Genomic DNA, 651 nt, shown 5'->3' with positions numbered 1-651 from the left:
GCGATCCAGTTCCAGCACGGTCTGGTACAGCACTCGTGTGCCGTCCAGCAGTTGCGCCGGCTCGATCCATTCCTCGGGGCAGTGGCTGCGTCCGTTCAGGCAGGGGATGAAGATCATGCCGATGGGGCCGGTGGGGGCCATGTAGACGGCGTCGTGGCCGGCGCCGCTGGGCAGGCGCATGCTGGCGTAGCCGAGCTGGTCGGCGGCGGCCTGCACCGCGTCCATCACCAGGGGCGTGCAGTCGGTGGGCTGGGCGCGGCTCAACTGGACGAAGCCGGCGGTCAGGCGCAGCGCCTTCAGGTCGGCGGCCACGCCGGCCATCAGCGTTTCGGGGAAGGCGTCCAGCACGGCGTTGCTGTCGCTGCGCATTTCCAGCGTCAGCTCGACGCGGCCGGGCACGGCGTTGGCGGCGTTGGGCGTCATGGCCAGCTTGCCGACGGTGGCGACCACGTAATGCGGCTTGCCGCTGGCGGCGCTGGCCTGGCGGCTGGCGGCGTCGATGATGCGGGCCGCGCCCACCAGGGCGTCGCGGCGGATGTCCATGGGCGTGGTGCCGGCGTGATCGGGCTGGCCTTCGACCGTGATCAGCACGCGGCGGATGCCGACGATGTTGGTGACCACGCCGATGGGCAGCTGGCGGCTTTCCAGCAC

Annotated in this window: 1 protein-coding gene; it reads right to left on the bottom strand. The window is 71.3% G+C overall.

Features of this window, described 5'->3' with window-relative positions:
* Positions 1–651: M20/M25/M40 family metallo-hydrolase (locus AC6LKG_RS26525; protein WP_498169971.1), on the bottom strand; the 651-nt coding region annotated here is incomplete at both ends.

It is taken from the genome of Achromobacter sp. 46006, assembly GCF_059761975.1.
This window is presented reverse-complemented; position numbering and strand designations above follow the sequence as displayed.